Source organism: Pseudonocardia adelaidensis (assembly GCF_039543345.1).
Taxonomy (GTDB): Bacteria; Actinomycetota; Actinomycetes; order Mycobacteriales; family Pseudonocardiaceae; genus Pseudonocardia; species Pseudonocardia adelaidensis.
On the sequence record NZ_BAABJO010000004.1, the window covers coordinates 99229 to 122331 of the forward strand.

A 23103-nucleotide genomic window follows, 5' to 3' on the forward strand; every position below is an offset into this window, starting at 1 on the left:
GCTCACGCGGAGGAGGAGACCATTCCACAGTAACGGAGCCGCTGCGCCGAAGGTCCCGAAACGGCCGGGTTGACCAACCCAAGGATGCATCTTATAAGGTGCACCGCTGTGCACGCACTTACCGGGCTGAAGGTCGTCGACGCCGCGACGCTGTTCGCCGGCCCGACCGCCGCGATGCTGCTGGCCGACTTCGGCGCCGACGTGATCAAGGTCGAGCACCCGGAGAAGGGGGACCCGGCACGGGGCCACGGTCAGGCCAAGGACGGGGTCGGACTGTGGTGGAAGGTTCTCTCGCGGAACAAGCGCGCCGCCGCCGTCAACCTGTCCACCCAGGACGGCCAGGAGGTGATGCGTGCACTGCTCGCCGACGCCGACGTGCTCATCGAGAACTTCCGCCCCGGCACGCTCGAACGCTGGAACCTCTCCCCCGAGGCGCTGCTGGAGCTCAACCCGCGACTCGTGATCGCCCGCGTGACGGGCTTCGGCCAGTTCGGCCCCATGGCCGGCGAGCCCGGGTTCGGCACACTGGCCGAGGCGATGAGCGGGTTCGCCGCGATGACCGGCGAGCCCGACGGCCCACCCACCCTGCCGCCACTCGCCCTCGCCGACGGCATCGCCGCGCTCGCGGGCGCCTACGCGATCATGGTCGCGCTCCGGGCCCGCGAACGCACCGGAACGGGCCAGGTGCTGGACCTGGCGATCATCGAACCGATCCTCACCGTCCTCGGCCCGCAGATCACCGCCTACAAGGCGCTCGGGACGGTCCCGCCGCGCACGGGCAACCGTTCGACCAACAACTCGCCCCGCAACGTCTATCGCACGCGGGACGGCCGTTGGCTCGCCGTGTCCACGAGTGCGCAGTCGATCGCCGAGCGGGTGGTGCGGTTGGTCGGCAGGCCGGAGCTGGTCGACGAGCCGTGGTTCGCCTCGGGCCGCGCACGCGCGGAACACGCCGACGAGCTGGACGCCGCCGTCGGCGGGTGGATCGCGGAGCGCGACGCCGGCGACGTGATCGCGGCCTTCAGCGAGGCGCAGGCCGCCATCGCGCCGGTCTACGATGTGTCCGACGTCGTCGCCGATCCGCAGTACCGGGCGCTCGGCACCGTGAAGGAGCTCCCCGATCCGGAGCTCGGCACCGTCGCCATGCAGAACGTCCTGTTCCGCATGTCCGACACACCGGGCGAGATCCGCTGGGCCGGGACCCGGCTCGGCTCGCACACCGACGACGTGCTGGCCGAGGCCGGCCTCGACGCGGACCGGATCGCGGCGCTGCGCGACCGCGGGGTGATCGCTTGATGGCGCCCCTGATCGTCACCGCGCTGTACGCCCCCGCGAGCCGGCCCGAGCTGCTGCCGAAGGCGCTCGCCAGCGGCGCGCACGCCGTGCTCGTCGACCTCGAGGACGCCGTGGTCGCCGGGCAGAAGGACCGCGCGCGGGACAACGCGCTCGCGTTCCTGGACGACCTGCCGCAGCAACCCGCCGTCCAGGTGCGCGTGAACCACCCGCGCGGCGCGTTCGGACCGCGCGACCTGACCGCGCTCGGCACGCATCCCGCCGTCCGCGGGGGCCGCGTCGGGGTCCGCCTGCCGAAGGTCACCTCGCCCGCCGACGTCGACCTCGCGCTGGAGCTCCTCGGCACGCCGGCCCCGCCGCCGGTGCACTGCCTGCTGGAGTCCGCCTCCGGCGTCGAACAGGCGAGCGAGATCGCGGCGCACCCCGCGGTCGCCACCCTCGCGCTCGGTGAGGCCGACCTGGCCGCCGAGCTCGGCCTGCGCGGCGAGGACGCCTACGCGTGGATCCGCAGCCGGGTCGTGGTGGCTGCGGCGGCCGCCGGGCTGCCCGCCCCGATGATGGCCGTCTACACCGACCTCGCCGACCCCGACGGCCTCGCCGCCTCCTGCGCACGCGGACGCGCGCTCGGCATGTTCGGCCGGACCGCGTTGCACCCCCGGCAGCTGCCGGTGATCGTGAAAGCGTTCGCCCCGGACGACACCGAGGTCCGTCGCGCGCGCGAGGTGCTCGCCGCCGCGGCCGACGCGGAGGCCGACGGCACCGGTGCCATCGCGCTGCCCGACGGGCGGTTCGTCGACGCCCCCATCGTCGAGACGGCCCGGCGCACCGTCCGGCTCGCGGAGCTCCTGGCCTGAGCGCCCGGCCCGCACCCGTCCTTCGACGTCTGCTCCCCACTGCTCCTACAACGAAGTGGATTCGTACATGCTCGGCATCTGGGCGCTGATCGCCTACATCGCGGTCATCATCGTGTGGAACGGGGTGTTCAAGCGCAACATCGGCGAAGCCATGGTCATCGGGTTCGTCGCCGTGGCCCTGTTCGGCGGCGGCTCGTTCCTCGACGTCGCATGGACCGGGATCGTCGGCGCCGCCACCGAGGAGATCGTGTTCGCCGCGCTGACCTTCGTGTTCATGGGCTTCGTGCTGAGCAGGACCGGGGTCGTCGACCAGCTCATCGCGATGCTCAACTCGTTGCTCGGCAAGCGCAGGGGCGGCGCGGGCTACGTCGCGACGATCGCGTCGGCGCTCTTCGGGGCGGTGTCGGGTTCGGGTTCGGGCAACGCCGCCGCAGTCGGCTCGGTGACCATCCCGTGGATGACGAAGTCGAACTTCAGCCCGAAGCTGTCGGCCACCGTCGTCGCGGGCAACGCGGGCCTCGGCATCGCGATCCCACCGAGCTCCTCGCTGTTCATCCTCACCGGCTCGGCCGCCGTCGGTAGCTTCGTGACCGCCGACGAGCTGTTCGTCGCCCTGTTCGCCGGCGGCGCGTGGACGCTCGTGTACCGACTGGTGCTGATGTTCTACTTCGTCCGCCGGGACGGCATCGGGGCGATGGACGCGGCGCACGTCGACCCGTTCCGCCGCACGTTCGCGGCGGGCTGGTCGAGCCTTCTCGTGTTCGTCGGCATCGCCGTGCCGGTGCTGCTGACCTCCGGCGCCACGGGTGACGCGGTGGTGTCGTGGATCGGCGAGGACCCGGCCGACGAGATCTCCCTCATCACCTGGATCCCGGTGCTGGTCACCGCGATCGGGCTCGTCCTCGGCCGCAAGGCGCTGCCACGCAGCGGCGCCGGCTGGTGGCGGCTGCTCGGCGAGGTCGGGCCCCGCTACGCGGTGATCGGCGCGACGCTGTTCTTCGCCTTCGCCGCGGCCGAGTCGCTGACGGAGCTGGGCCTGGCCGACCAGCTCGCGGCGCTGCTCGCCGACCTCGAGGCGCCCCCGTTCCTGGTCGCGCTGCTGGTCGGCCTGCTCGTCGTCGGGGTCGCCGCGCCCCTGACGGCCACCGCCACGGTCGCGGCCATCGGACCGGTCGCGTTCACCACGCTGATGTCGGCCGGCGTGTCCCCGATCCCCGCCGCCGTCGCGATCCTGATCTTCGCCTCGACGGAGGGCGCCTCGCCGCCCGGCGCCGCCCCCATCTACATCGCCAGCGGGATCGCCGACGTCAACCCCGCGCGCACGTTCGTCCCGCTCGTCGTCTGGTACGTCGTGCCGATCCTGCTGGTCGGCTCGCTGGTGGCCGCCGGGCTGCTCCCGGTCTGACCGGACGACCCACGCACGACTTGGAGAATCGGATGCTCACCCACGTCCTGGACGGCGCGTTCCGCGTCTGCCTCGCACTGTTCCTCCTCGGCGGCGCCATCCTGGTCCTGCTGCAGCTGGTCGGTCTCGTCACCGGCGCAGGCCCGCTCGTGGTCGGCGCCGTCGACTGGGTCGGGCTGCCGACGTTCGCGCTCGCCGGCGTCGCAGGGCTGCTCGGCTTCGCCCTGTCCTACCTGAAGGGCTGGGACACCGCGGACTGACCCGCGTTCACGCGAGGGCGGTGTCCACCCGGGCACTCGCGGGCGCGGGGACGCGACGACGTCAGCGCGGTACCGCCAGGACGTCCCGGAGCACGTCCTCCATCGTGACGCGGGCCAACTCGGCTCTGAGCGTCTCCTCGATGCCCCCGTAGATGCCCTGCATCGCCGGCCGGATGCCGTAGCCCACCACGCACCCCTGGTCCGGGGTGGTCCGGTGCATGGCGAAAAGGGGACCGGACTCCACGGCGTCGTACACGTCGAGCAGGGTGATCGACTCCAGCTCGCGCGCCAGTGACCAACCGGCGCCCACGCCACGCCGGGACTCCACGAGCCCCGCCTTGCGCAGCTCGCCGAGCAGCCGCCTGATCACCACCGGGTTGGTGTTCGCACTGGCCGCGATCTGCTCGGACGTGGCCACCTCATGGCCCTGGCGCTGGTAGAGGCTGATCCAGGCCAGCGCATGAGCGGCGATGGTCAACCTGCTGTTGGCGCTCACGAACCCCTCCCCCCGGCCGTAACCCGCCATGTTACGACTACGCAGTCGTAACAACAACAGTTGCGACATCGCGTCGTAACAACTAATGTTACGACGGTCGAATGATCGAACAGCGAGGTGGGAAGAATGAGCGAACCGCTCACTGGCAGGGTCGCGCTGGTCACCGGAGGGTCCCGCGGACTGGGAGCCGCCACCGTCAGGCTCCTGGCCGAGCAGGGCGCCGATGTCGGGTTCACCTACGCCAGCTCGGAGAAGCAGGCGCAGGCCGTCGTCGACGAGGTGCGCGGCACGGGCGCGAAGGTCGCGGCCTTCCGGTCCGACCAGGCGGACACGAGCGGGGCGCCGGCGCTGATCGACGAGGTGGTCGCGCACTTCGGCGGCCTGGACATCCTCGTCAACAACGCGGCGATCAGCGTGGCGGGCACGGTGGACGACCCGGACGCCGACACCGCGGCGCTGGACCGCATGCACGCCACGAACTACCTCGGCGTGATCGCGATCATCCGGGCCGCCTCCCGGGTGCTGCGCGCGAACGGCCGCATCATCACGGTGAGCACGGGATTCGGCACCCGGGTCGGCATCCCCGGCGTCGCCGACTACGCGGCGACCAAGTCCGGGATCGAGCGGTACACCATGGGCGCCGCTCGCGACCTCGGACCCCGGGGCATCACGGCCAACGTGGTGCAAGCCGGACTGATGGAGGGCGGGATGGAAACCGAGCCCGAGACCCTCAAGGCGCTGCTCAGCACGCTGTCGCTGCAGCGCAAGGGCCATCCGCGGGAGATCGCCGCCGCGATCGCCTTCCTGGCGAGCCCTGCCGCCTCGTACGTCACGGGCGCGGTGCTGGACGCCCACGGCGGCTACAACGCCTGACCCGGAGGCCGTTGCCGTACACATCGCCGCGGTAGCCGGAAGCCGGGTTCCCCGGCGGCACCGCTCGGCGGACGGTCGTGGCGCATCCGGCCCTCGGGAGGAGCGCCACTGTGGACCCGACATCGCTCGTCGTCAGCGGCCAGACCTACGTCATGCCGGCCGCGCCGGTCGTCGTGATCTGCATCGGCGCTGGCTGCGGGGGGCCTCGACGGGGAGGGCAGCTCGTGGCCGGCGCGGCCCTCATCGCTGATGGGACGGCGGGGCAGGCGCAGGGCCCGGCGACCGGCTCGTCAGAGCACGGGCGTCGGCGAAGCGGCCAGGAGGTGGCCGCGAAGGGTGTCGGTCTGGTACTCGGTTCGGTACGGCCCCCGCTCGCGGAGGATCGGCACGAGCTCGTCGGCGATCACCTCGAGGCCGTCGACCGGGACGTCGGGCTGGAGGTTGAAGCCGTCGACGGCGCCCGAACGGAAACCGGTCCTCGATGTGGTCGGCCAGCTGCTCGGGGTGCCGACGACGCCGGCGTGGCCCGAGCCGGTGTAGCGCGTCTGTTTCAGGTACTCGCGGACAGTCGGGTTGGTCCGGCGGATCTGCGCGACGATCGACTCGCGGAACCCGGTGCAGCCGGTGCAGGTCTGCGGGTCCGCCGGTGCGGCGAGCACCTCCTCGGGGAACGGCTCGTCCAGCTCGACCTTCGAGGCGTCGTAGCCGATCGACCGGGAGAGTCAGCCCAGCCAGTACGTCGCCGGCCCCGCGTCGCCGCGAGAACGTCCTCCGCAACGCGCCCGGCCGTCGCCGTCGAAGAACGCACCGTCGAAGAACGCGCCGTCGAAGAACGCGTCGTCGAAGAACGCGTCGCGGTGGAGCACCTCCGCTCCGGTCACGGCGGGGTCCACAGCGCACACGCCACGTCGGCGAACTCCGAGGCGCGCTCGTACCGGTCGTCACGCAGCGGCACATCGGGGAACCCGACGTTGCGGGCGGCCGGGACCCGGCGGGTGGTGACGACGTTCCACCCCGCGGCCGCCGGAGAGGTGGTATCGGCGCCCACCCGTTCAGGAACGCCGCCACCGGACCGAGGCCGTTCCCCGCGTACGTGCCGAGCCCGACGACACCGTCCGCGGAGCTTGCAGCGCGATCACCGCGGCGACGAGCAGGTCCAGTACGCCACCGATGACGGCCGCCCACAGCGAGCCCTTCCCGGTGACGAGGAACAACGAACCCGGCACGGCGGCGATCGCCACCCTGGCGGTCAGTAGAATGGGAACACAGAGCGTCACCGGCAGAAACAACCGGAAGCCGCCCGGAATCGGTCAGCAGATCAGCGACAACGGCTCACGGAGCACGCCATGACGCCCGCGATGCGCCGGGCCGAGGTGCTTCGGCGAGAAGTCCGCAGATCCTGACCATCGGGCGGCGCGAGAGTCAACAACACGCAACGAACGGTCCAGCTCGATTCTGACCGGGCGGTTCGCGTCATCCCGTCATCGAGATTGCCGGCGCCACGAAATGTTCCTGCACTTCCAGGATTCCGGGGCAGGCGGGCGGCGTCATCTCCCGGGCCCGCGGGACCGGCGGCACCCGGCCGCCGAGCTCGCCACGACCACCGATCCCCACCCGGCACCACCGTCTCGGCCGCGCTCGTCCCGGCCCGGCGACACCGGGGCCCGCCGACAGCACTGGCGTTCATCCGCCGACTGACCATCTTCAACTGCCGGAGCGCGATGACCATCCCGCGGGAACCTATCTCCGAGTAATGATCATGCTACCCAGCGTGACAGCCCCGCCTCCTGGTCGTTGTAGCGAGTGGACGACGTCGGAGTCCGCGTGGGTGACACATCGAGGAGGCAGGAAAGCAGGGGCCGCGTACCGCCGCAGCTGTCCAGCGGCTGTCGAGCATGCCTCCGACGGAGTCCCTTTTGCAGCCGCGACGCGAGCACGCTGCCGAGAAACCAGGACGAGCACGCGGCCATGCGGCCGATCGCCCAACGAATTCGGATACAGACAGGGACGATGCATGATGAACAATGCACTGATGATTGCCGGCATGATACTGTTCTGGACCCTGGTGATCTTCGTGGCGATCGTGCTCGTGCACCATCTCGGCCGAGAGGACCGGCCCGCGACCGGACGGACCTTGCTGATCAGTTGCTCGCCCGAGGACTCGCACGCAGTGAACGCGACGAGCGGGGGCGCCGTCAGCACCTCGACGCCCAGCGACAACCGCGCGAATTCTCATCGCTGCCACCGCCCGGGTATTCGCGGCCTTCGCCACGATGGACCGGCCGATGGGCGCGGCACGACGCACTCCCCGGCGGACGGACCGCTCCGCCGACCGACCCTCCAACTGGTGACGGGACGATGAGGGCCAGATGCGACTCCCGACCAAGACGATCGTGAGCCCGCATACCTGGCAGGAGACAGTCGCCGCCCCTGCCGCCCTCCGCTTCGGAGTCAGCGCCTGGCCGGCAATCGCCGCCGCGATCGTGGCGCACCCACTACACCTCCGAGCCATCGCGCCCAGACCGCCACAGGTGCTCGCCATCGCGCCGCACAACGCGCTGTCCGGCTCTCCGAGCCCGTCCGGTCGTACACCGGAAGTACAGTCCGACCAGGCGTCGTCCGGCGTGCCTCCCGAAACGACGTCAGACGCTCGCGGGGTTCACCGTGGTCCCTCTGCCTGCTTCTCCTGAAATCCAGGCCGGTCGAGCTCATCCAGAGGATGATTCGGCCGGCGAACACCATCGGTCCATCCTTTCCGGCCCGCCCTCCCGGGCAAGCCGGATCAGCTGACATCCATCCGGGCGGCAGCCCCGTTCCTGCGTTGGTTGGCATTGAAGCGCGCCTTCTTCTGACGATTCCCGCACGTGTTCATGTCACACCATCTGCGGGTGCGACTCTGGCTGGTGTCGAAGAAGGCAGCCCGGCAGGTCGGCGATGCACACAGGGCCAATTTCCCGTCTCGTTCGCCGGCGATGATACTGATCGCGTCGGCGGCGATCACGCTGAGGGCATCTTCTACGCAGGAATCGGAGCCGAGTCGCCATCGACGATTACCGTCCGGCGTCAGGACGGCCGCGGCCCGACCCTGAATGCTACGTTCATTGATGATGTGGACAGCCGGCGCCGGGAGAGCGGCGCCGATCGCGGCCGCGGTCGCGGCGGCGTGGATTGATTCCCTCAATTGCCGGGCGAGTTCGAGCTGGGCGGTGGTGCAGGAGTCCACGGCCAGGCCGTTCGCTGCCAGCCAGTCGACGAGTCGCTGCGGCGTGGGAATGCGCTCCACGGCGTTGCCATGACGCTCCGTCAGAGTCCCCGTGAAGCTGGTCGCCAGCACGTTGCCGAGGCGAAAGTCAGGGAACCGAGCACGCATGGAACCACCTTAGCCTCGACCGTCAGTTCGAGGACCGCATCCCGCACGCCGAAGGCACGGGGTGGGTCGGTTCCCGCCGTGGGAGTTCGGGATGAACACCACCCGGTTGACGCTCACCCAGATCGCCGCCGACGTGGGCCGCCCGGACCAGTGCACCCAGGGCCTGGTCGCAGACCGGTGTCGGCTGGTTGCACGCCGGCATGGGACCTGCTAGAACCGCCTTAGCCGGTTCGCAAGGGCTCGTAGCCGGTGCCGCGATGGCCAGGAGGTCTCATGCCCCGTCCAACCAGCGACGTGCAAGCATTCGAAGCCCGCGCGACCGACGCCGACCTCGACGATCTGCGCGCGCGATTGGCCGCGGCGCGACTGCCGGAGGCCGAGACGGTCCATCGCGCCGCGCCCGACCCTCGCCGATGGGAACAGGGCGTTCCGCTCGCCGACCTCGTCGATGTCGTGAACTACTGGCGCACCGGGTACAACTGGCGGCCGTTCGAAGAACGCCTCAACCAGATCGGCCAGTTCCGCACGACCATCGATGATCTGGGAATCCACTTCCTGCACCGTCGATCCGCGCGCGCAGATGCCACACCTCTGATCTTGACGCACGGCTGGCCGGACAGCATTGTCCGGTTCATCGATGTAGTTGACGAGCTGGCAGATCCGAAAGATGCAGGCGCGCCGGCGTTCCACGTCGTGGTTCCATCGCTGCCAGGCTTTGGTTACAGCGACAAACCGGCCACCACCGGGTGGGGAACCGAAAAGATCGCGGCCGCCTGGGTGGAACTGATGGGACGGCTCGGCTACCGCAAGTTCGCAGCCCACGGCGGCGACTGGGGAGGTAATATCACCACGGTTCTCGGCGGCCGGTTCCCGGCGCACGTTCTCGGCATCCACACGACGTTCGCGGAGGGACCGCCCGGGTTGACGACGGACGGGCTGACAGCGGTCGAGCGCAAGTGGGCCGGGGAAACCCGCGATTTCTGGCGCCACCGCGCGGCGTACGCGAAGCTGCAGGCGACCCGACCGCAGACCATCGGCTACTCGCTCGTCGACTCACCGGTCGGGCTTCTCGCCTGGATCCTCGACAAGTTCGCCGAGTGGACAGACACCGCAGACAGCCCGTTCGAGACGGTCTCCCGAGACCGCATTCTCGACGACGTCACCCTGTATTGGCTGACGCGCACCGGCGCATCGGCGGCCCGCATCTACTACGAAAGCCACAACTCGCTCGACCCCGAACTCCGGGTGGACGTCCCGTCCGCACTCACCATGTACCCCCACGACGTCGAGAAGTGTCCGCGCCCCTGGGCGCAGGAGCGGTACCGGCAGATCGTCCGATGGAGGTCGCCCGAAACCGGGGGACATTTCCCGGCGCTGGAGGTTCCTGAGTATTTCGTCAAGGACCTGCAAGAAGGCCTCGCGGCAGTGCTGGCCGCTGATCGGTGAACGCGGCTGGGTGCCGCGATGATCCCGTTCCTCGAGGGGTGGATCGGCCTCGGATGGGGCGATCAGTGGCGCGCCCAGATCTACGCCGGCAATCTCCATCGGCCGATGGGCGTCGGCTCTGGACCCCGACGCGGTCCGGACTCACTCCCTTCGCCGACCACGAGCAGCGACGAGTACGACGTGAGCAGCCACGCCAGCGGCACCGGTCGCGCGAGTTCCGGGCCGCGGCTGCGGATCGGCGCTGCCCGCCGGCGTGCCGGACATCTCTCCCCTGGCGTTCGCAGTCACGACGGTGTACTGCATACAATCGACGCGAGTTGAGGTCGCAGTGCAACAGGGAGCCACGGCACATCCAGGGAGGACCCGGGTCATGACGGAGACGGTCGCGGAGGCCGCGGAAGCGGAGGGCGGCGACATGCCTGCCCTGACGGACGGGATCCACCTGGTCGTCGACGCGCTGAAGCTGAACCGGGTCGAGACGATCTACGGTGTCGTCGGCATCCCCATCACCGACCTGGCGCGCCTGGCACAGGCGTCCGGGATCCGCTACATCGGGTTCCGGCACGAGAGCGACGCGGCGCATGCGGCCGCGGCGGCCGGGTTCCTGACGCAGCGAGCGGGGATCTGCCTGACGGTCTCCGCGCCGGGCTTTCTCAACGGGCTGGTCGGGCTGGCGAACGCCACCACCAACTGCTTCCCGATGGTCCAGATCTCCGGCTCCAGCGAGCGGCACATCGTGGACCTCCAGCGCGGTGACTACGAGGAGATGGACCAGCTGGCCGTCGCCAGGCAGCTCTGCAAGGCGGCGTACCGGGTGTCGAGGGCGGAGGACATCGGCCGGGGCATCGCCCGGGCGATCCGAACGGCGGCGAGCGGCCGGCCGGGCGGGGTGTACCTGGACATCCCGGCGGCGGTGCTGGGCGAGATCATCGACAAGGACAAGGGCGAGAAATCCCTGTGGGAGGTCGTGGACCCGGCGCCGAAGCAGATACCCGACGCGGCGGCCCTCGACCGGGCCATCGAGCTGCTGGCGGGCGCGCAGCGCCCGCTGATCGTGCTCGGGAAGGGCGCGGCGTACGCGCGGGCCGACCACGCGATCCGGCAGTTCGTGGAGTCGAGCGGGATCCCGTACGTCCCCATGTCGATGGCCAAGGGGCTGCTGCCGGACGACCACCCGCAGTCGGCGGCCACCGCGCGGTCGCTGGCGTTGAAGCAGGCGGACGTCGTGCTGCTGGTGGGAGCGCGGCTGAACTGGCTGCTGGCACACGGGGACGCGCCGCAGTGGAACCCGGACGCGAAGTTCATCCAGGTCGACATCGCGGCGAACGAGATGGACTCCAACCAGCCGATCGCCGCCCCGCTGGTCGGCGACATCGGCTCGGTGATGGACGCGCTGCTGGAGCGGACGAAGCCCGGGCAGATCGCGGCTCCTTCCGCGTGGCGGGAGGCGCTGGGCGAGAGGTCCGCGGCGAATGTGGCGAAGATGGCCAAACGGCTGGACGCGGCGAAGACCGCGCAGCCGATGAAGTTCCTGGGTGCGCTCCAGGCCATCCGCGACGTGCTCGCCGAACACCCGGACGTGTACCTCGTGAACGAGGGCGCCAACGCCCTCGACCTCACCCGCAACACCATCCCGATGTCCGTGCCGCGGCACCGGCTGGACTCCGGAACCTGGGGCGTGATGGGCATCGGCATGGGCTACGCGATCGCGGCCGCGGTGGAGACCGGGCAGCCGGTGGTCGCGATCGAGGGCGACTCGGCGTTCGGCTTCTCCGCTATGGAGGCCGAGGTCATCGCCCGGTACGACCTGCCGGTGATCACGCTGGTGCTCAACAACAGCGGCGTGTACCGAGGTGACGAGGCCTCCCCATCGGGTGACCCGGCACCGACGTACCTGCGGGCGCGGCACGACATCCTCATGCAGGCGTTCGGCGGCACGGGCTACCAGGCCACGACTCCGGATCAGGTCGGCGAGATGCTGCGGAAGGCGCTCGCGGAGGGCAGGCCCGCGCTGATCGACTGCATCATCGACCCGGCGGACGGCACCGAGTCCGGCAACATCCAGCACCTCAACCCGAAGGGCCTCAACGCGAAGCAGTGAGCCCTTCCCGACCCGGCCGCCGGGCCGTGCGCAGGTGCGGCGTGTCGGCGCCCCCTGCTGTTCGGCGTCACGGCGAAAGACCTCGAGGAGCAGCAGCGGTGAGGGCGCCGGCCGTCACCGCGACGGCCACCGCCCGGGGGACGGCAGCCGGGAACCCGGCGTCAGGCATGCGTTCTTGCCTCCCGCCGCGCGGGCACCACCAGGTCGGGCTTTGACCGCCCGGTGAGCCAGGGGTAGCGGTCGGTGTCCTTCCCGGCGTAGTCGGGGTCGAGGTAGATGAACACCCGCTGGATCAGGAAGTCGCGGATCTCGAACACGTCGCACCAGCGCCCCGCGCCCCAGTCCGGCACGCCGGCGCGCCACGGGCCGTCCTGGTGCTCGCCGTGGCTGGTGCCCTCCGCGACGAGGGTGTCGCCGCCGGAGAAGATCCAGTTGAAGGCGGCGTAGTCGTGCTTGATCGACTTGAGGGTGCCGCCGACGTCGGCGAACATCCGCCCGATCTGGTCCTTGCCCTCGGCGATGCCCCATTTCGGGAAGTAGACCTGGGCGTCGTCGGCGAAGAGGTCGAGGATGCTGCCTCCGGTGCTGGTCGTGCCCGCGTTGTCGAAGGCCTTGAGGTACTCCAGCGCCACGGACTTGCGTTGCTCGTCGGTCATGATCCCGGTGGTGACGGCCACGGTGGTCCTCCTGTGTCAGCGGGCGGCGGTGAGGGCGGGTTGCTCGGCGTGCGCCGCGGTGGCGGCCCGGTGGGCGAACGCGATGATCGGGCCGAGGGTGGCGCCACCGGCCCAGTAGGCCTGGGCGGACGCCGACGCCACGCAGTTGCCGACGCCGTAGAGACCGGATATCGGCGCGCCGAGGTCGTCGAGCACGCGCCCGTCGGGATCGGTCTGCGGACCGCCCTTGGTGTCGAGCGTGCCGCCGGTGACCAGCGCCGCGTAGTACGGACCGGTGCCGGCGAGCGGCCACATCGTCGGGTTCGTCCGGCCCGGTTCCTCCTTCACCGGCCCGTTGAACAGCTGTTGTACGGCGGTCTCGCCGCGGTGGAAGTCCTCGTCGACGCCCGTCGCCGCGAAGCCGTTGAACCGGTCGATCGTGGCCCGCAGGTTGGAGAGGAAGCCCGGGGTGAGCCGCAGCCCGCCGGTGCGGGCGGAGACGGCGTCGAGCCGGGCCGCGATCGCGTCGGCCAGCTCGTCGAGCGTGGCGCCGCGGATGAGGTGCGCGTCGTCCGCACCCGGCGGGACGATCAGGCGGCCGTACTCGGTGCTGGCGCTGTGGTCCTGGCTGCGCTGGTCCCAGATCTGGACGAGCACGAGGTTCGGGTACTCCCCCCTCGTGCCGTCCCAGCGGAAGAACGCCTGCGCGAGCTCGTTGTAGGGCAGCTTCTCGTTGACGACCCGGCGGCCGGACTTGTCGACGAAGAGCATCGAGTCGCCTGCCACGGAGAACATCCCGACCAGGTCCGGGCGCCCGGAGCGTTCCAGCGGCACCGGGCACATCCAGGCGTAGTTCATGTTCCGCAGCTGGGCTCCCACGGCCGAGGCGATCCGGACGAAGTCGCCCTCGTTGGTCGCCGCCGCGCACCCGCGGTACGCGGGGACGCCGAGGAAGTTGGCGCGCAGCTCGTCGTCGTGGGTGAAGCCGCCGGTCGCGAAGATCACGGCCTTGCGGGCGCCGACGCGGTGCGTGCGCCCGTCCGGTGTGCTCGCCTCGATCCCGACCACGCGGTCGCGGTCGACGACGAGCCGCTGCACGCGGTGGTTCGTGCGGATCTGCACACCGTCGCGCTGCGCCGCCGCGCCGAGGGTGCGGATCGCGTTCTCGCCGCCGTCGGCCATCGACTCCGACGCGTCGCGGGGGACGAGCACGCGCCCGTAGGGTGCCTTGTCCTCCGGCAGCTCGGCCCAGTAGTCGGGCACGTCGGGGCAGTGCCGGTACGGCAGCGCATCCCGCTCGGCGAGCAGTTCCGCTGCGGTGCTCGCGCTGTCGTGGATGGCCGTGGCCATCGCGTACTCCCACCCGGTGAGCCCGAAGGTGGGGCTCTGCGGGTCGTAGCGGGTGGGCCGCGAGAGCCGGGCGACGTAGCGCAGGAAGTCGTCCTTCGCGTCGGTCAGCCCGGCGGCGCGCATCGGCGCGTTGTTGGGCACCCAGTACCAGAACGCGGCCTTCTTCGCGGTGCCGCCGAGCTCGGGCGCCTTCTCCAGCAGCACGACGTCGTCGCCCAGCCAGCGGGCGAACAGCGCCGCCGGCAGACCACCGCCGCCCCCGCCGACCACGACGACGTCGGCCTCGACGTCGAACACCCCGCCACCGGGTGCGGGGCGCGCGGCCTCCCGGGCCGCCACCTGCTGCTCGCTCATGTCCACCCTCCTCAGGCCCCCGAGTACTTCATGCTCATGCCGAGGTCGACCGGCAGCGCGATCCCCGTGATGTAGCGGGACTCCGCGCAGGCCAGGAACAGCACCGCGTTGGCGACGTCGTCGACCTCGAGGTACGGCTCGTCCCACATGTTGATCTTCGCGAGGGCCGGCAGGGAGTCGGAGAACGTCGGGTTCTCCAGGTCCGGTCGGTAGATCTTGGCGCTCGACGGGTTGTCGATCATCGTCGTCCGCACGTTCGTGGGGTGCACCGAGTTGACCCGGATGCGGTGCGGGGCGAGCTCGTTCGCGAGCGTGCGGGCCAGGCCGAGCACGCCGTGCTTGGCCGCGTTGTAGTGGGCGATGCCGGGGATGCCGCGCAGGCCCGCGGTCGAGCTGATGAGGATGACCGAGCCGCCCGGTCCGCGCTCGATCAGGTGTGGCACCGCGGCCTTCGTCGCGTGCCAGACGCCGGTGAGGTTGACGTCGATCATGGTCCGCCAGTCGGCCTCGTCGAGCTCCCAGCTCGGGCGGACCGCGTTGATGATCCCGGCGTTCGCGACCACGACGTCCAGTCCGCCGAGCTCGGCCACCGCTCCGGCGAGGCCGCCTGCCAGCGCCTCGTCGTCGCGCACGTCGGCGGCGAACGACACGACCCGCCGGTCGTGCGCCTCGACCTCCTTGACGGTCTCGGCCAGGTCCTCCGGGGTCGCCGGTGCGTAGCTCACGGTGTCGACCGGGCCCGCGATGTCCGTGGCGATGATGTCCGCGCCCTCGCTCGCGAGCTTCACCGCGTGGGCGCGGCCCTGCCCGCGCGCCGCCCCGGTGATGAAGGCGACCTTGCCGTCCATCCGTCCCATGCCTGCTCCTCGTCCTCGTTCCACCGCTTCAGTCCCTGGCGAGCACGGCGCCCAGCACGCGCCGCAGCTCCGCCCCGGGGTCGTCCGCGAGGGCGGCGCGGCGCCAGGCGACGTGCAGGTCCGGGCGCACCAGCACGCAGCCGTCCTCCTCGACCTCGCGCGCCCGCGCCCAGTCCTCGTAGAGGTCGATGTACTCGCGGCCCGGTCCGATCACGTACGCGGCGATCTCGACACCGAGGTCCTGGGCGATCTTGGCGGCCGCCTCGGCCCACTGCTCCCCCGAGATGCCCGTCAGCAGGCAGAACCGCCCCTTTCCGGCCAGGTCGTGCGTGGAGACGCGGTGGCCGTCCCGGCCCAGCCACGCGTGCGGCAGCCGCGCGCCCGGCCAGGTGGTCGGGTGGTAGTACAGCTCGGGGTCGCGGGTGTACCCCGGCTCCGGAGTGCCGTCGGGCACCACGGCCGTGGAGCCGTAGCGCTGCCCCAGCTCCACCCCGTGCGCGTTGAACTCATAGTTCTTGAGCTCCAGCGCCGCGCGCAGCGCCGCGCGCTGCCTCGCCGCCTCCGGCGTGTTCTGCGTACGGGCCGCGATGTGGCGGCGCATCAGCTCGGCGTCGGACTGGCCGGTCAGCCCGAGCGCGTCGAAGATCGGCCCGAACTCCTCGATGCTCTTGTTGGCCCGCAGCACGATCTGCTCGCCGACCGGGGCGCGCTCCGCGTCGTAGGTGTCGAGCAGCGCCTCGCCTGCCTGACCACGCAGCACGAACGCGAGCTTCCACGCGAGGTTGTATGCGTCCTGGATCGAGGTGTTGGAGCCCAGGCCGTTCGAGGGCGGGTGGCGGTGCACGGCGTCGCCCATGCAGAAGACGCGGCCCGCCCGGTAGCGCGTGGCGTACATCTTGTTGTTGCCCCACAGCGAGGTGGAGCGGATCGTCACGGGGACGGTCGGGTCGCCCACAAGCTCGTGGACGATCCGCGTGGCCATCTCGTCGTCGACCTCGGGCGGCGGCCGGCTGATGTCGTAGCCCCACACGATCAGCCACTCGTTCCACGGGCGGACCATCCGCACGAGCCCCAGCCCGATGCCGCCGATGTCCGCCCCGGGCTGCAGGATCCAGTACAGGACGCTCGGCCGGTGCGCCACCAGGTGGGACAGGTCGGCGTGGAAGACGATGTTCATCGAGCCCGCGAGGTCCATCCGCCCCTCGAACGGCAGCCCGACGTCGGCGGCCACCTGGCTGCGCCCGCCGTCCGCGCCGAGGACGTACTTCGCGCGGATCGGGTACTCGTGGCCCGTGACGCGGTCCCGCACGGTCACGGTCACGCCGTCGGCGTCCTGCACGAGCCCGACGTACTCGGTGTCGAACCGGATCCGGCTGCCCCGCGACGCCGCGTGCCCGATGATGATCGGTTCGAGGAAGGTCTGCGGGATGTCGCAGTTCGGCGACGGGCTCGCGAGCAGGTAGTCCGACTCCCGCGCCGGGTCGGTCTCCCAGGTGCGCACGCGGCCGATCTCGTCGCCCGCCAGGCTCGTGCAGAACACCGTGTCGCCCATCAGCTCGTGCGGCGTGCCCTGGGCGAGCACGTCCTCCTCGATGCCGAGGTCGCGGAAGACCTCCATGGTCCGCTGGTTGGTGATGTGCGCCCGCGGCGTGTTGGCCGTCCAGCGGTACTTGGTGATCACCATGTGCTCGACGCCGAGCGTGGCCAGCGCGAGCGCCGCCCCGCCGCCCGCCGGACCGCTGCCGATCACGAGCACGTCGGTCTCGAGGGTCACGCCGGTCTCGGGGGTCGTTGCCTCGGTCATTCCAGGGCCTCCAGGACGATGTCGAAACGGGCGCTGGCCCAGGGTGTGTCGAGCTCGCGGCCGTCGGGCCCCGTGCCGGGCGGGTGCTCGGCGAACTCGACGACGAGGTCGTCCTTCACACCGAACACCGCGTCGCGGTCCAGGTAGGGGTCGCCTGCGACGAAGATGTGCGTGACGAGGGTGCGATGGCCCGGCGCCTCGACCCTGAGGTGCAGGTGGGCCGGACGCATCGGGCCACGACCGGTGGCGGCGAGCAGCCTGCCGACCGGGCCGTCGTCCGGGATCGGGTACGGCGAGGGCCGCACCGACCAGAACCGGTACTCCCCGCCCGCGCCCGCACGCAGCCGACCGCGCCCGGCCGTGCGGTCGCCGGCGTACTGGACGTCGTAGAACCCGTCCTCGTCGGCCTCCCACACGTCGATGCGGGCGCCGGCAAGCGGCGAGCCGTCCGTCGAGCGCACGCTGCCCGACACCCAGCACGGCACGCCCTTCGCGCCCTGCGCGATGTCGCCGCCGAGGGGCACCTCCGGCGCGCCCTCGACGAAGAACGGCCCGAACACGGTGGACTCGGTGGCCTCCGGGGCGGCCGGGGCGTTGATGGCGACGGTCAGCATCGAGAGCCCGAGGACGTCCGAGAGCAGGACGAACTCCTGGCGCTTGTCGTCGGTGATGTGACCGGCCCCGGTGAGGAACTCGATCCCGGCCGCCCACTCCCGTTCGGTGAGCCGGACCTCGCGCGCGAAGGCGTGCAGGTGCCGCGTGAGGCTCTGCACGATCTCGCGCAGCCGGTCGTCGGGCGCGCCCGCGAAGCTCGCCACCACCTCGTCGGTGACCGCCTGCTCGCGTCCGGGAGGCGCGTCATGGGTGAACTCCTGCACCGGCCCGTCTCCCGTCGTCGTCGTCGTGAGCCCCTTCACAGTGCAAGCAGTGATGGCATTCGTCCAATACCGGTTTCCTAGCCCAGCCATACGATGAGCTATGGACCTGCGGCAGCTCCGGTACTTCCTCGTGGTCGCCCAGGAGCGCTCCGTGACGCGTGCCGCCGCTCGGCTGCACCTCACCCAACCCCCGCTCTCGGCGCAGCTCGCCCGCCTGGAGCACGAGCTGGGTGTGGCGCTGTTCGTGCGGCACCGCCGCGGTGTCGACCTGACGGAGGCGGGGCGCCACCTGGTCGAGCACGCCCGCCGCGTGCTGGCCGACGTCGACGCGGCGGCCGAGTCGGTGCGCCGCACCGGCCAGGGCCGCAGCGGGCAGCTCGCGCTGGCGTTCGTGCCCGCGACCGCCTGGTCGGTGCTGCCACCGCTGCTGCGCCGGTTCCACTCCGCGCTCCCCGAGGTGGAGCTGCGCTTCCGCGAGGACGGGACGGACGCCGTCGCGGAGCACGTGCGGGCCCGGCGCGCGGACCTCGGCCTGGTGCACCTGGCCCCCGGCGGGGCGGCCGGCGGCGTCGGCCCCGACCTGGACGTGGCCGTGGTGCGGCGGGAGCCGCTGGTCGCCGTGCTGCCGCGGGACATGGCGGCGGACCTCGGCGAGCGCGTCGACCTCGCCGACCTCGCCGAGGAGGCGTTCGTGTGCCCGGCGCGGGAGCTCACCGGAGGGCTCGCGGGCCACCTGACCGGCGCGTGCCGCCTCTCCGGGTTCGAACCCACGCTGCGCGAGGTGGACCTCGTGCAGACCGTCGTCGCCCTCGTCGGGGCCGGCGTCGGTGTCTCGGTGCTGCCGGCGTCGGCCGAGCGCGTGTGCGGACCGGACGCCGTGACCCGGCCGCTCGCCCGGCACGTGCCCGTCGTGGAGACCGGCTTGCTACGCCGCCGCGCCGACCCGCCCAGCCCACCCGTGCAGGGCTTCCTGCGGCTCGCCCTCGACACCCCCGAGCCGGACGTGCTCGGCCCCGCCTACGCCCGCCGGGCACGCTGAACCCTCCCGGTCCGTGGACCGCTTCACCACGATCGCCGACCATCGCGCCGGACGTCCCTCTCCGTTGGTTCAGCGGATGGAGGATCCGATCCCCAGTCCCCCGTCGACGTCGAGGACGACGCCGGTGACGTAGCCGGCAGCGGGTGAACAGAGAAAGGCGGCGGCCTCGGCGATGTCGGCCGGCTCGCCGGTGCGGCCGAGCGGGACCTTGGCGACGAGCAGGTCGCGCGCGGGGCCGTTCATCGAGGCCAGCATCGGGGTGTCGATCAGGCCCGGCGCGATGGCGTTCGCGGTGACCCCGTAGCGGGCTCCTTCGAGCGCAGCTGTGCGGGTGAGACCGACGATGCCGGCCTTCGCCGCCACGTAGTTCGCCTGCCCGAAGTTGCCCCGCCAGCTCATCGAGGAGAAGGAGAGGATGCGGCCGTAGCGGCGCTCCCGCATGAGCGGCAGCACCGCTCGGACGCAGAAGAAGGTGGCCGACAGGCTCGTGTCGAGCACGGCGTGCCAGTCGGCGTCGTCGATGTCGGCGATGCGGTTGTCGCGGATGATCCCGGCGTTGTTGACCAGCACGTCGATGCGGCCGTGGTCGGCGTGGACCTGCCGGACCCAGTCATCGACGTCGCCCGAGCGGGTGACGTCCAGCGCGTGCGCCTGCGCGGTCGCACCCCGTTCGTCCGCGAGCTCGGCGGCGAGCTCGCGACCGGCGGCTTCGTTGATCTCGCCGATCACCACCGCCGCACCTTCGGCAGCGAAGCGGCGGGCCATGGCACGGCCGAGCCCCTGACCGGCGCCGGTCACGAGGACGACCTGTCCGGCGTAGCGGTTCACGTGCACCCCCCGGTCAGCCGGCCGAGCGGCGCGCGAAGAACCCGCGCAGCTCACCGGGGACGTCATGGGCTGCCCAGTGCCGGGCGAAGGTCTGCAGCTCGAGCCGAAGCCCGTCCTCGACGGAGGCGGTGTCGTCCAGCTCGGCGAACAGCCGTTTGAACCCGCTCTGGGCGGGGTTCGCCGCCGCGGCGAGCATCTCGGCCAGTCGCTGGCCCTCGCCCACGGCGCCGCCGGGTTCGGTGACGGTGTGCAGCCAACCGGCTGCGTGGAATCGCTCCGCGGGCAGCAGGTCGCCGCTGAGCGCGAGCCAGCGTCCGAGTCCGTCCCCCAGCTTGCGACGCATGCGCACGCTCGACCCGGCGCCGGGGAGGAGGTGGTTGCGGATGTGCCCGTCCCCGATCAGTGTCCCGGTCTCGGCGACGACGACGTCACACGCCAGAGCGACCTCGAGGCCGCCGGCCACCGCGTGGCCGTGCAGCGCCGCGACGACGGGGAGCGGGCTGAGCTCGATCCGCCTGGTCAGCTCGGACACCGTCTGCAGGAACGGCGCCGGGTCGTGACCGGCATCGTGCAGGTCGAGAAGGTGCTGCAAGTCCGCCCCGGCGCAGAAGCTCGGGCCGCATCCGTGGATCAGCACCGCCCGCACCGCGGAATCCTGCTCGGCTGCACCCAGCGCCGCGGTGAGGGCGGCGACCAGGGCGGCGTCGAGGGCGTTGCGCCGTGCCGGGCGGTCGAGCACCAGGCGGCGGACCGGGCCGCGCTGCTCGACCCGCAGCACGCCCGTGGAGAGCTCCTTCACCGGGCGACCCCGACGCCCCCGGCGCAGCTCCCCGCGCTGGATCTTCCCGCTCGCGGTCTTGGGCAGACTCGCCACGACGTGCACCCGGCGCGGATAGGCGTGCGCCGCGTACCGTCGGCGGACGTGGTCCTGCAGCTCTTCCTCGAGGCCATCGGCTGCTGAGGTGCCCGGGCGCAGGACCACGAACGCCTCGATGACCTCACCCCGGATCGGGTCGGGCGCGGCGATGACGGCGCACTCAGCAACCGCCTCGTGCTGCACGAGAACGGACTCGACGTCGAACGGGCCGATCCGATAGCCGGCCATGATGATCACGTCGTCGTCCCTGGAGGAGAACCGCAGCGAGCCGTCGGTGTTGCGAGCGGCCAGGTCTCCGGTGAGGTAGCAGCGCCCGTCGGCGGTGAACCTGCCCTCCGCGGCGCGCTCGCTGTACCCGGTGAAGGTCATCAGTGGGCTGCGCGGGACGTCGACGGCCAGTAGCCCCAGCTCGCCGACCTCGGCCGGAACGCTCGTGCCCTCCCGGAGCACCGTGACGGACCACCCGGGCAGCGCGCCGCCCATCGTCTGCGGAGCCACCGGAACCTGCAGGTCGGGATGGTGCGGGAACCCGACCACCATCCCGAGTTCGGTCTGCCCGTAGTGGTCGTGCACCTGCAGGCCCAGCGTCGGCAGTGCCCACTCGTTCACCTCCGCGGTGAGCGGCTCACCCGCGGAGGACAACCGCCGCAGACGCAGTCCCCCCGGAACCGGGACGTCGCTGGTGCGCAACGCCCGGAACACCGTCGGTGCCGCCGCGTAGTCCGTGACCCCGAGCGCGGCGATCGTCGACCAGGTGGCCGCAGCGTCGAACCCACTCCGCTGCAGGACACTGCGCATGCCCATCGCGAGCGGCGCCACCACCGCCGAGTACAGCCCGTAGGCCCAGCCCGGATCGGCCGCGCACCAGTAGACGGAGTCTTCGCGCACGCCGAGCCCGAACTCGAGGTAGGACTGCCACCCCGCGAGATGGCTCAGCCGGTGTACCACGCCCTTCGGGGCACCTGTCGTGCCCGAGGTGAACATGTGCACGAGCGCACCATCGCCCCCGATCGCGAGGGTCTCGGTGACCGGTTCGGCCCCGGCCAGATCGTCGACGCCGGCGAGGAGCACGTTCCAGCCCCCCACGGGAACCTTCGCGCGCAGTGCGGCATCGGCGACGACGACCTTCGCCTCCGCCGCGGTCAGCCGGGATCGCACGGCGTCCTCGGCGAACGCGGTGAACAGCGGCACGTACACCGCGCCGAGCCGCCAGATCCCCAGCAGCACCTGCACCAGATCGGCGCTCTTGCCCATCAGGGTCGCGACTCGATCGCCCCGGCGGACCCCGAGTCCGGCCAGCACCCCGGCGAAGCGCTGTGACCGCTCGCGGAGCTCGCCGAACGTGAGGTCCGTCGACGACCCGTCGGGCTCGACGAGTGTGAAGGCCACTGCCTGCGCGGGGTGGCGGTCGCACAGGAGCCGGGCCGGGGCCGCGTCGGGAGCGGAGAACACCTCGACGAGCCGCCCGATGCGGGCCTCGGCCATCCGGTCAGCAGCAGCCATCGACACCTCCGTTGGGTACGCTTTGTGGTACGAATTCGGACAGGAACGTACCCGACCTGACGACGAAGCTCAAGGACTCCGGTACAGCAGTGCGTCCGGCGGTATCGTGACCGGTACCGGAACGGGCCTGCAGCGGAAGGGGCGTGCGGGAGTGACCGCGTCGTCAGCACGCTCGTCGGCGCCATCGTCCCCGGCCACACTGGCCTCCCGGCGGGCGATGAGCTCGCGACGCCGCAAGGTCGACGCGGACAGGCGCGACGAGTTGTTGGCCCGGCTCGAGAAGCTCGTCCTCGACGAGGGCTTCGCCCACCTCACCGTCGACGAGCTGGCATCCCGCCTGCAGTGCTCGAAATCGACGCTCTACGCCATCGCGTCCGGCAAGGAGCGCCTGGTGACCGTCGTGCTCAAGCAGTTCTTCCGTGACGCGGCGGCCCGGATCGAAGACCGCGTCGCCGATATCTCCGACCCCGCCGACCGCATCGGGACCTATCTCGCGTCCGTCGGCGAGGAGATGCAGAAGATGTCACGCTCCTGCCACGTCGACATGGTCTCCCACGACGCCACGTACGAGATCTGGGCGCTGAACGCACGCGCATCCGCCCGGCGCGTCCGGGAGTTCATCGGCGAAGGCGTGACAGCCGGTCGCTTCCGCGGCGTGCACGCCGAGTTCGTCGGCGAGTCCGTCGGCCTGCTCGTCGACGGCATCCAACACGGTGAGCTGCTCGAACGCACCGGGTTGACCTCGGGTGAGGCGTACCGCGAGCTCAGCGGGCTCGTCCTCGCAGCACTCACCAACACCTCGCGCTGATCACCGCTGCGCCGCGCAGGGACCTTGCCTGCCGTTGACGCGAGTCAGAAC

23 protein-coding genes are annotated in these 23103 nt (G+C 71.4%); 10 read left to right on the forward strand and 13 right to left on the reverse strand.

Features of this window, described 5'->3' with window-relative positions; genetic code table 11:
• Positions 1 to 84: 84 nt before the first annotated feature.
• The 4 genes from ABEA81_RS06105 to ABEA81_RS06120 all read left to right on the forward strand — a co-directional run bounded on the left by ABEA81_RS06105 (position 85) and on the right by ABEA81_RS06120 (position 3812).
• The gene (locus ABEA81_RS06105; RefSeq protein ID WP_425570475.1) at positions 85 to 1296 is read left to right on the forward strand and encodes a CaiB/BaiF CoA transferase family protein; all 1212 of its coding nucleotides are present in this window, start codon (positions 85 to 87) and stop codon (positions 1294 to 1296) included.
• Positions 1296 to 2147, forward strand: a complete 852-nt coding sequence (locus tag ABEA81_RS06110; protein WP_345603812.1) for an HpcH/HpaI aldolase/citrate lyase family protein — start codon at positions 1296 to 1298, stop codon at positions 2145 to 2147. Before ABEA81_RS06105 ends, ABEA81_RS06110 begins: the two co-directional genes overlap by 1 nt.
• 67 nt (positions 2148 to 2214) lie before the next feature.
• Complete coding sequence (locus ABEA81_RS06115) at positions 2215 to 3552, forward strand: TRAP transporter large permease subunit (RefSeq protein WP_345603813.1); 1338 nt, start codon at positions 2215 to 2217, stop codon at positions 3550 to 3552.
• A gap of 32 nt (positions 3553 to 3584) precedes the next feature.
• A complete protein-coding gene (locus ABEA81_RS06120) occupies positions 3585 to 3812 on the forward strand; it encodes a hypothetical protein (RefSeq protein WP_345603814.1) in 228 nt (75 codons plus the stop codon).
• Positions 3813 to 3873: 61 nt separating this feature from the next.
• On the opposite strand, the gene ABEA81_RS06125 is transcribed toward ABEA81_RS06120, so the two are convergent.
• Positions 3874 to 4308: an Rrf2 family transcriptional regulator gene (locus ABEA81_RS06125; RefSeq protein ID WP_345603815.1), complete on the reverse strand. Its 435-nt coding sequence runs from the start codon at positions 4306 to 4308 to the stop codon at positions 3874 to 3876.
• A 126-nt stretch (positions 4309 to 4434) separates the two neighbouring features.
• Here ABEA81_RS06125 and ABEA81_RS06130 point away from each other — a divergent pair, with 126 nt between their 5' ends.
• Positions 4435 to 5181 (forward strand): SDR family NAD(P)-dependent oxidoreductase, encoded by a 747-nt coding sequence (locus tag ABEA81_RS06130; protein ID WP_345603816.1) that lies wholly within the window; start codon positions 4435 to 4437, stop codon positions 5179 to 5181.
• Between the two features lie 290 nt (positions 5182 to 5471).
• Here ABEA81_RS06130 and ABEA81_RS06135 read toward each other — a convergent pair whose 3' ends face one another.
• The 4 genes from ABEA81_RS06135 to ABEA81_RS06150 form a co-directional block, all read right to left on the reverse strand.
• On the reverse strand, positions 5472 to 5840 hold the full coding sequence (locus tag ABEA81_RS06135; protein ID WP_345603817.1) for an LLM class oxidoreductase: 369 nt from the start codon (positions 5838 to 5840) through the stop codon (positions 5472 to 5474).
• A 63-nt stretch (positions 5841 to 5903) separates the two neighbouring features.
• Positions 5904 to 6062: a hypothetical protein gene (locus ABEA81_RS06140; RefSeq protein WP_345603818.1), complete on the reverse strand. Its 159-nt coding sequence runs from the start codon at positions 6060 to 6062 to the stop codon at positions 5904 to 5906.
• A complete protein-coding gene (locus tag ABEA81_RS06145) occupies positions 6059 to 6229 on the reverse strand; it encodes a hypothetical protein (protein WP_345603819.1) in 171 nt (56 codons plus the stop codon). The genes ABEA81_RS06140 and ABEA81_RS06145 overlap by 4 nt, the downstream gene beginning before the upstream one ends.
• Before the next feature lie 4 nt (positions 6230 to 6233).
• Entirely contained in the window at positions 6234 to 6422 is a 189-nt protein-coding gene (locus ABEA81_RS06150; RefSeq protein ID WP_345603820.1) for a hypothetical protein, read from the reverse strand.
• Between the two features lie 773 nt (positions 6423 to 7195).
• Between ABEA81_RS06150 and ABEA81_RS06155 the strand changes: the two genes are divergently transcribed.
• Positions 7196 to 7543: a hypothetical protein gene (locus ABEA81_RS06155; RefSeq protein WP_345603821.1), complete on the forward strand. Its 348-nt coding sequence runs from the start codon at positions 7196 to 7198 to the stop codon at positions 7541 to 7543.
• A 420-nt stretch (positions 7544 to 7963) separates the two neighbouring features.
• Here ABEA81_RS06155 and ABEA81_RS06160 read toward each other — a convergent pair whose 3' ends face one another.
• Positions 7964 to 8551, reverse strand: coding sequence for a CGNR zinc finger domain-containing protein (locus ABEA81_RS06160; RefSeq protein ID WP_345603822.1), 588 nt, complete (start codon positions 8549 to 8551; stop codon positions 7964 to 7966).
• A 273-nt stretch (positions 8552 to 8824) separates the two neighbouring features.
• On the opposite strand from ABEA81_RS06160, the gene ABEA81_RS06165 reads away from it, so the two are divergent.
• Positions 8825 to 9997: an epoxide hydrolase family protein gene (locus ABEA81_RS06165; RefSeq protein ID WP_345603823.1), complete on the forward strand. Its 1173-nt coding sequence runs from the start codon at positions 8825 to 8827 to the stop codon at positions 9995 to 9997.
• A 370-nt stretch (positions 9998 to 10367) separates the two neighbouring features.
• Entirely contained in the window at positions 10368 to 12098 is a 1731-nt protein-coding gene (oxc, locus tag ABEA81_RS06170; RefSeq protein ID WP_345603824.1) for an oxalyl-CoA decarboxylase, read from the forward strand.
• Between the two features lie 161 nt (positions 12099 to 12259).
• On the opposite strand, the gene ABEA81_RS06175 is transcribed toward oxc, so the two are convergent.
• The 5 genes from ABEA81_RS06175 to ABEA81_RS06195 are packed head-to-tail and all read right to left on the reverse strand — an operon-like array spanning position 12260 to position 18036.
• Positions 12260 to 12775 carry a nuclear transport factor 2 family protein gene (locus ABEA81_RS06175; RefSeq protein ID WP_345603825.1) on the reverse strand — a complete coding sequence of 172 codons (516 nt, stop codon included), beginning with the start codon at positions 12773 to 12775 and terminating at the stop codon, positions 12260 to 12262.
• 15 nt (positions 12776 to 12790) lie between these two features.
• Entirely contained in the window at positions 12791 to 14458 is a 1668-nt protein-coding gene (locus ABEA81_RS06180) for an FAD-dependent oxidoreductase (protein ID WP_345603826.1), read from the reverse strand.
• Between the two features lie 11 nt (positions 14459 to 14469).
• Positions 14470 to 15315: a mycofactocin-coupled SDR family oxidoreductase gene (locus ABEA81_RS06185; RefSeq protein WP_345603827.1), complete on the reverse strand. Its 846-nt coding sequence runs from the start codon at positions 15313 to 15315 to the stop codon at positions 14470 to 14472.
• Positions 15316 to 15343: 28 nt separating this feature from the next.
• Positions 15344 to 17119: an FAD-dependent monooxygenase gene (locus ABEA81_RS06190; RefSeq protein WP_345603828.1), complete on the reverse strand. Its 1776-nt coding sequence runs from the start codon at positions 17117 to 17119 to the stop codon at positions 15344 to 15346.
• Positions 17116 to 18036, reverse strand: a complete 921-nt coding sequence (locus ABEA81_RS06195; RefSeq protein ID WP_345603829.1) for an intradiol ring-cleavage dioxygenase — start codon at positions 18034 to 18036, stop codon at positions 17116 to 17118. The genes ABEA81_RS06190 and ABEA81_RS06195 overlap by 4 nt, the downstream gene beginning before the upstream one ends.
• A 61-nt stretch (positions 18037 to 18097) precedes the next feature.
• Here ABEA81_RS06195 and ABEA81_RS06200 point away from each other — a divergent pair, with 61 nt between their 5' ends.
• On the forward strand, positions 18098 to 19036 hold the full coding sequence (locus ABEA81_RS06200) for a LysR family transcriptional regulator (protein ID WP_345603830.1): 939 nt from the start codon (positions 18098 to 18100) through the stop codon (positions 19034 to 19036).
• A gap of 69 nt (positions 19037 to 19105) precedes the next feature.
• Here ABEA81_RS06200 and ABEA81_RS06205 read toward each other — a convergent pair whose 3' ends face one another.
• Positions 19106 to 19864: an SDR family NAD(P)-dependent oxidoreductase gene (locus ABEA81_RS06205; protein WP_345603831.1), complete on the reverse strand. Its 759-nt coding sequence runs from the start codon at positions 19862 to 19864 to the stop codon at positions 19106 to 19108.
• A gap of 13 nt (positions 19865 to 19877) precedes the next feature.
• Entirely contained in the window at positions 19878 to 22244 is a 2367-nt protein-coding gene (locus ABEA81_RS06210) for an AMP-binding protein (protein ID WP_345603832.1), read from the reverse strand.
• On the opposite strand from ABEA81_RS06210, the gene ABEA81_RS06215 reads away from it, so the two are divergent.
• On the forward strand, positions 22210 to 23052 hold the full coding sequence (locus ABEA81_RS06215; RefSeq protein ID WP_345603833.1) for a TetR/AcrR family transcriptional regulator: 843 nt from the start codon (positions 22210 to 22212) through the stop codon (positions 23050 to 23052). The two genes, ABEA81_RS06210 and ABEA81_RS06215, sit on opposite strands and share 35 nt — an antisense overlap.
• Positions 23053 to 23103 lie beyond the last annotated feature (51 nt).